This window comes from Bradyrhizobium sp. (assembly GCF_049512235.1).
Taxonomy (GTDB): Bacteria; Pseudomonadota; Alphaproteobacteria; order Rhizobiales; family Xanthobacteraceae; genus Bradyrhizobium.
Window position 1 is genome coordinate 1 of record NZ_JBEKXH010000446.1, and the last position, 5,364, is coordinate 5,364.

8 protein-coding genes and 1 tRNA gene are annotated in these 5,364 nt (G+C 60.8%); 7 read left to right on the top strand and 2 right to left on the bottom strand.

The window, feature by feature from the left end; genetic code table 11:
- Nucleotides 1-204 (bottom strand): VOC family protein (locus tag ABSG20_RS28960; RefSeq protein WP_423867888.1); only part of this gene is annotated, 204 nt, incomplete at its 3' end.
- A gap of 366 nt (nucleotides 205-570) precedes the next feature.
- Nucleotides 571-747, bottom strand: coding sequence for a hypothetical protein (locus ABSG20_RS28965; RefSeq protein ID WP_423867889.1), 177 nt, complete (start codon nucleotides 745-747; stop codon nucleotides 571-573).
- A gap of 193 nt (nucleotides 748-940) precedes the next feature.
- On the opposite strand from ABSG20_RS28965, the gene ABSG20_RS28970 reads away from it, so the two are divergent.
- The 7 genes from ABSG20_RS28970 (at nucleotide 941) to ABSG20_RS29000 (ending at nucleotide 5,166) form a co-directional block, all read left to right on the top strand.
- A complete protein-coding gene (locus tag ABSG20_RS28970) occupies nucleotides 941-1,495 on the top strand; it encodes a BA14K family protein (protein ID WP_423867890.1) in 555 nt (184 codons plus the stop codon).
- Between the two features lie 258 nt (nucleotides 1,496-1,753).
- Nucleotides 1,754-2,044, top strand: coding sequence for a hypothetical protein (locus tag ABSG20_RS28975; RefSeq protein WP_423867891.1), 291 nt, complete (start codon nucleotides 1,754-1,756; stop codon nucleotides 2,042-2,044).
- Between the two features lie 303 nt (nucleotides 2,045-2,347).
- Nucleotides 2,348-2,641, top strand: coding sequence for a hypothetical protein (locus tag ABSG20_RS28980; protein WP_423867892.1), 294 nt, complete (start codon nucleotides 2,348-2,350; stop codon nucleotides 2,639-2,641).
- Nucleotides 2,642-2,740: 99 nt separating this feature from the next.
- A complete protein-coding gene (locus ABSG20_RS28985; RefSeq protein ID WP_423867893.1) occupies nucleotides 2,741-3,502 on the top strand; it encodes an SIR2 family NAD-dependent protein deacylase in 762 nt (253 codons plus the stop codon).
- Between the two features lie 203 nt (nucleotides 3,503-3,705).
- On the top strand, nucleotides 3,706-4,368 hold the full coding sequence (locus ABSG20_RS28990) for a cold-shock protein (RefSeq protein WP_423867894.1): 663 nt from the start codon (nucleotides 3,706-3,708) through the stop codon (nucleotides 4,366-4,368).
- Nucleotides 4,369-4,600: 232 nt separating this feature from the next.
- A complete protein-coding gene (locus tag ABSG20_RS28995; protein WP_423867895.1) occupies nucleotides 4,601-5,026 on the top strand; it encodes a DUF192 domain-containing protein in 426 nt (141 codons plus the stop codon).
- Between the two features lie 63 nt (nucleotides 5,027-5,089).
- A tRNA-Pro gene (locus tag ABSG20_RS29000) sits at nucleotides 5,090-5,166 on the top strand.
- Nucleotides 5,167-5,364: the final 198 nt, after the last annotated feature.

Here is a 5,364-nt window from a genome sequence, read left to right on the forward strand (position 1 = left end):
ATAGGTGAGCTCGACCAGCGGCGCGCCGCGGCCCTTTGAAGCTTTCAGCAGGCCCTCGTCTTCGGGCGCGCACAGGAACACCAGCGTGAATTTTGCCTTGTCGTTGTCGATGCGGCGGGCTTCCTTCAAGCCCAGCGCGTCCTGGTAGAATTGCAGCGCGGTATCGAGATTACGCACACGCAGCATGGTGTGGAGATAACGCATGTTTCTTGTCTCCCTCGAAATATTGCAGAAGTTGCCGTTGGTTTCCGGAGCATCCAATAGCAGCTAAACGGCGGATAGGGCAGGGGGTGGCGTGCAGATCGCTCGCGGGCAGTTCGCGCGCTGTTCGCGAACGAGACGAAAGCCTCGCCCCAAGCGGGGCCAGCAAAAATCGGCGGGGTCGAGTTGCTTCACAGGGAGGTCTTCAGATCGCGCAATAGATGCAAAGCAGCAGCGCCGCTCGAGCGTAATATGTTCGCCCGGCGGCGCTGCCGTAACACTGGATACGCAATTCCCCAGTGACCTTCTGTCGGGGCGGCCAGGAAAAGGTTCAAAGGCCAAAGGCGCCAGCGGAAGCGGTTCAAGCGCCTAGAAATTGCCTCCGCGAAGGATGCGGCTCGCCGCCGAAAGCTGCGGCTCCTGCAGTTTTATTCGGGCCTCGTATTGCGAAGCGAGATCGAGCAGCCGCTGTTGGGTGAACGGGTCGGCCTGCTGCGCGAGCCGTCGGCAGCGCTCGGCCTGTTCTTTCAGGGTCGCCAAATCCATCGCTCGCCCACCACCAAAGTCTCCCGCCCCATACCTGGTTAGGTTTCTGTCCGATTTTGGGCGCAAACAAGGTTAGTTCCATCCATTCCATGCAAATAAGCCCGGGAATACCGGAACGATCTGGTGCCGCAGATGTTTGCTTCGTGTCTTTATGGAGAAGCATTCTTCTCCATTTTTTGTATGGAGAATCACAATGTCGAAACTCGCTATCTTGGGGGCGACAGCCCTGTCACTCGCTCTGGCCATTGCAACGCCGGCTTTGGCCGCCGGACGCGGCGGCGGAGGCGGCCACTTTGGCGGTGGCGGCATGCATGCCGGTGGTGGAGCAATGCACACGGGTGGTATTGGCGGCGGCGGTTTCCGCGGCGCTCAAGCCAGCATCGGTCCCGGAAGGGGTGGCGCGATGAACGGCGGCGGTTTCGCTGGTCGGGGCGGCGGACAGTTCGCGCAGGGCGGATACCGCGGTGGTCGTGGTTACGGCCCGGGGGTCGGTTTCGCCGCCGGATTAGCGGCAGGTAGCGCGCTGGGCTACGGCTATGGCGATGGTGGCTACTACGGCTACGGCCCCTCCTATTACGGCGACGACTACGCCTACAACGATGATTACAATGACGGGGCCACCGGCTATGTGATGGTGCCGAATGGCGATCCTGCCGATCCCGCTTATTGCGCCCAGCGCTACAAGTCCTTCGATCCCGCCAGCGGGACCTATCTCGGCTACGATGGACTTCGACATCCATGTCAATAAACGCGCCAGTTCAATAAACGCGCCTTGTGCGATCAACACAAAGAGCGGCTCAAACGAGCCGCCCTTTTTCTGTTTTTCGCTGTTCTCTCATCTCGTGGTTGAGGCCTGCACAGCCGGGCATCGTCAACCGCGATCGACGCGACAGGCTCGGCCACGACGCTTGCGCAGCGCTGGGAGCCGCAACAAGCCCCAGTTCCACTGCAACCAATAAAACACGTTCTGCGTTATCGGCACGGGCAACTTTATGAGGAGATGCGCATGAAGAAAACACTGGCAGTTCTGGCAACGGTTGCCGCGCTTGCCACCACAACTGTGATCGCGCCGGCGGCAGCCGAAGCGCGCGGCATCGGCCCCGGGCTGGCCTTCGGTCTGGCGGCGGGCGCACTTGCCGCGGGGGCCGCAGCCGCGTACGGGCCCTACTATTATGGGCCGGGCTATGGCTATTACGGATATGCCGGTCCGCGTTACTACGGGCCGTCCTATTACGGGGGGCCTTACGCCTATTATGGCGGTCCGTACTACAGGCATCGTTATTGGCGCCACTGGTAACAAATACTTGAAAAGCCCGGCGCGTCGCCGGGTTTTTTTCTGTCAACTGGACCGCGGTGCACGTTTCGCATGCCGAACCGCAGCCGTGCAGGCTCGCGGCCATGTTGCCAGTGACGAGGCGCGCGCGCCGCGCGGTTCGGCGCGCTGGACCTCCTTTAGGTTTTAATTCGTGCCCGACGCTCACTGTGATGGGTGAGCGCGTCGATGAAAGGTGGCAGTGCTCGTCATTCGTGGTGGATAAACCATTGTCGTGCTTGAGGCGCGCGAGGCTTCCCGGTAGCCAATGCACCACAGGAGGGTGACATGGCAAAGATTGATCTGAATGTACTGAGTATCGAAGAACTCGTCACGTTGCGCGACAACATTACCGATAAACTGGCGGAGAAAGTCGCGGCGCGGCAGGCCGAGCTTGAGGCCGAGATGGAAAAGCTGTCGCAATACGGCAAGCCCGCGAAAAAAGCGCAGGCTGCCGCTCAGCCGGCCACCAAGGCCAGAAAGAGCGACGACAAGAAGAACGACGCCAGGAAAAATGACGACGACAAGAGCGACGAAGGAAACAGCCATCAAGGCAACCAACCCATCGCAGAGGCGGCATGACGGGCGCAGGATCGGCGGCCACCCGATGACTCCGCGGCCGTCGTAGCAATCCAAATAGCTATGCTATCATCGGCGCGGCCAAATTCTCGGATTGTGTCGATGATAGTTTCCGATCTTCGTAGCGGTGTGGAGCAGCTTGGCGACATGATCGCCGCGGCATCCACCATTATCCCCTTTACGGGCGCAGGCATTTCGACGGAGTGCGGTATCCCCGATTTCCGCTCTCCCGGCGGATTGTGGACCCGCAACCGCCCGATCCCGTTCGATGAATTCGTCGCCAGCCGGGACGCCAGAGACGAGGCCTGGCGGCGGCGCTTTGCCATGGAGCCGATATTCGCCGCGGCGCGGCCTGGGCGCGGCCACCGCGCGCTCGCCTCGCTCTACAAGGCCGGAAAAATCCCGGCCATCGTCACCCAGAACATTGACAATCTGCATCAGCTGTCGGGGTTTGCGGCCGAGCACGTCGTCGAGCTCCACGGCAATACCACTTATGCCCGCTGCATCGGCTGCGGAAAATCCTTCGACCTCGGCTGGGTCAAGCACATCTTCGAGGCGACTGGCGGTGCGCCCGACTGCACCGCCTGCGACCGACCGGTCAAGACCGCCACCATATCGTTCGGGCAAGCGATGCCGGAAGATGCGATGCACCGCGCCACCGAACTGGCCCGGCATTGCGACCTGTTCCTGGCGATCGGATCGTCGCTGGTAGTCTGGCCGGCCGCCGGGTTTCCGCTGCTGGCGAAAAACTGCGGCGCCCGGCTGGTCATCATCAACAACGAGCCTACCGAGCAGGATGATATTGCCGATCTGGTAATTAGGCACGATATCGGGGAGACACTTGGGCCATTTGTGGGCAATTGACCATCGGGAAGTGATTCGCGGTTGCGCAATCTGTTCACAGTTCCCGGTAAAATTGTTTTTTTATCTATGCGCAGCAAACGGGAGTGTTATCTTTCGACCAGAGAGATTCGCGTGGCGTCATCATGGTTCTTTATGGATGGTCGCCTGATTCGGCGCCATCCTATCGGATGGCGGGCCATAGATGATGTGTGAGGTCCGGAGTCATGGGGTCGGACGGATTTGAGTCCAAGAAGCTCGGCGGCCCGCAAGGCGGGCCCGGACCGAACAGGCTTGGGACTGGTGATTTTTCGGGCGGCACGGGACGCGATCAGGCCATCGATGCGCTTTCCGGGCTCGGTGATAGTGCCGCCAACCTTGTCGAAATCAGCGGCGTCATCAAATGGTTCGACGCATCAAAGGGCTATGGCTTCATCGTGCCCGACAATGGTTGGCCTGATGTGCTTCTGCATGTTACCGTGCTTAGGCGTGACGGCTATCAAACCGCCTACGAAGGGGCGCGGCTGGTCTGCGAGTGCGTGCAGCGCGCCAAGGGCTATCAGGCGTTCCGGATTCTATCGATGGACGAATCGACCGCGATTCATCCGGCGCAAATGTTACCGCCGCGGACCCATGTCAGCGTCACGCCGACCAGCGGTCTGGAGCGGGCCCAGGTCAAATGGTTCAACCGGCTACGAGGATTCGGCTTCCTCACCTGTGGCGAGGGGACGCCGGATATCTTCGTGCATATGGAAACGCTGCGCCGGTTCGGGATGACCGAGCTGCGTCCCGGCCAGTACGTGCTGGTGCGGTTCGGGCCGGGTTCCAAGGGCATGATGGCCGCTGAAATTCAGCCCGAGACCGGTTCGCCCGGACTGTCGTCGCACTGAGCGCGCCAACTGATCCCCGACAGCATCGCTTGCCGAATGCCATTTGGCGAATGGTCGTGTCGTTGTGATGGGCTCTCAGCGGCACTAATTACCGTTTAATTGTCACGATCCCTGGGCTAGGGTCGTCCGGGTAAAAACTTTCCCTCGCTTTGGGTAAGCATTGTCCATGAGATGTTATCGAGTTGTAGCCCGGCATCGTCTGCGTAGCCGGTTTTGGCTTCCCGTGACGGCAGTGGTCGCGTTTTGCTTGATCGTCGGCGCTGGCGCGCGGGCGGCGAGCCTTCAACCGCTGGAGATCGCCACTAAATCAGGCGTGCAGGTCTTCTCGGTCGAGATGGCGACCACCGAGGAAGAGAAGACCACCGGGCTGATGTATCGCAAGGAGTTGCCGGACGGGCGCGGCATGCTGTTCGATTTCTCGCCGCCGCAGGAGGTGTCGATGTGGATGAAGAATACCTTCATTTCGCTCGACATGATTTTCATCCGGGCCGACGGCCGGATCCTGCGGATCGCCGAAAACACCGAGCCGCTATCCACCGCGATCATCTCCTCGGGCGGGCTGGCGAAGGGGGTGCTGGAGGTGATCGCTGGCACCGCAAAAAAATACGGCATCGAGCCCGGCGACCGCGTGGCGCATCCGCTGTTCAATGGCCACTGAAACGGCGCCGGCGCCTTGCTGGCAGCGCCGTAAGCGTGTATCGACGTCGTCACCTTGGACCTTCGGGGTATAGCGCAGCCTGGTAGCGCGGCAGTTTTGGGTACTGCAGGTCGTTGGTTCGAATCCAGCTGCCCCGACCAAGAAAATCGATGGCTAGGTCGCGATGGCAGATTTGCATCGAGGAGTTCGATGCGGCTATTGCGAGCCTTATGCCTCGCTAGTAGCGGGCAACGATGGTGACGGTCACTGGCGCCCCGCGCCAGGTGAGGCCTGCCGCCGCCTCTGCGGCGAGCAGAAAGCAGAGGAATGCAACGGGCAAGAGCAGAGCTCTTTCGATA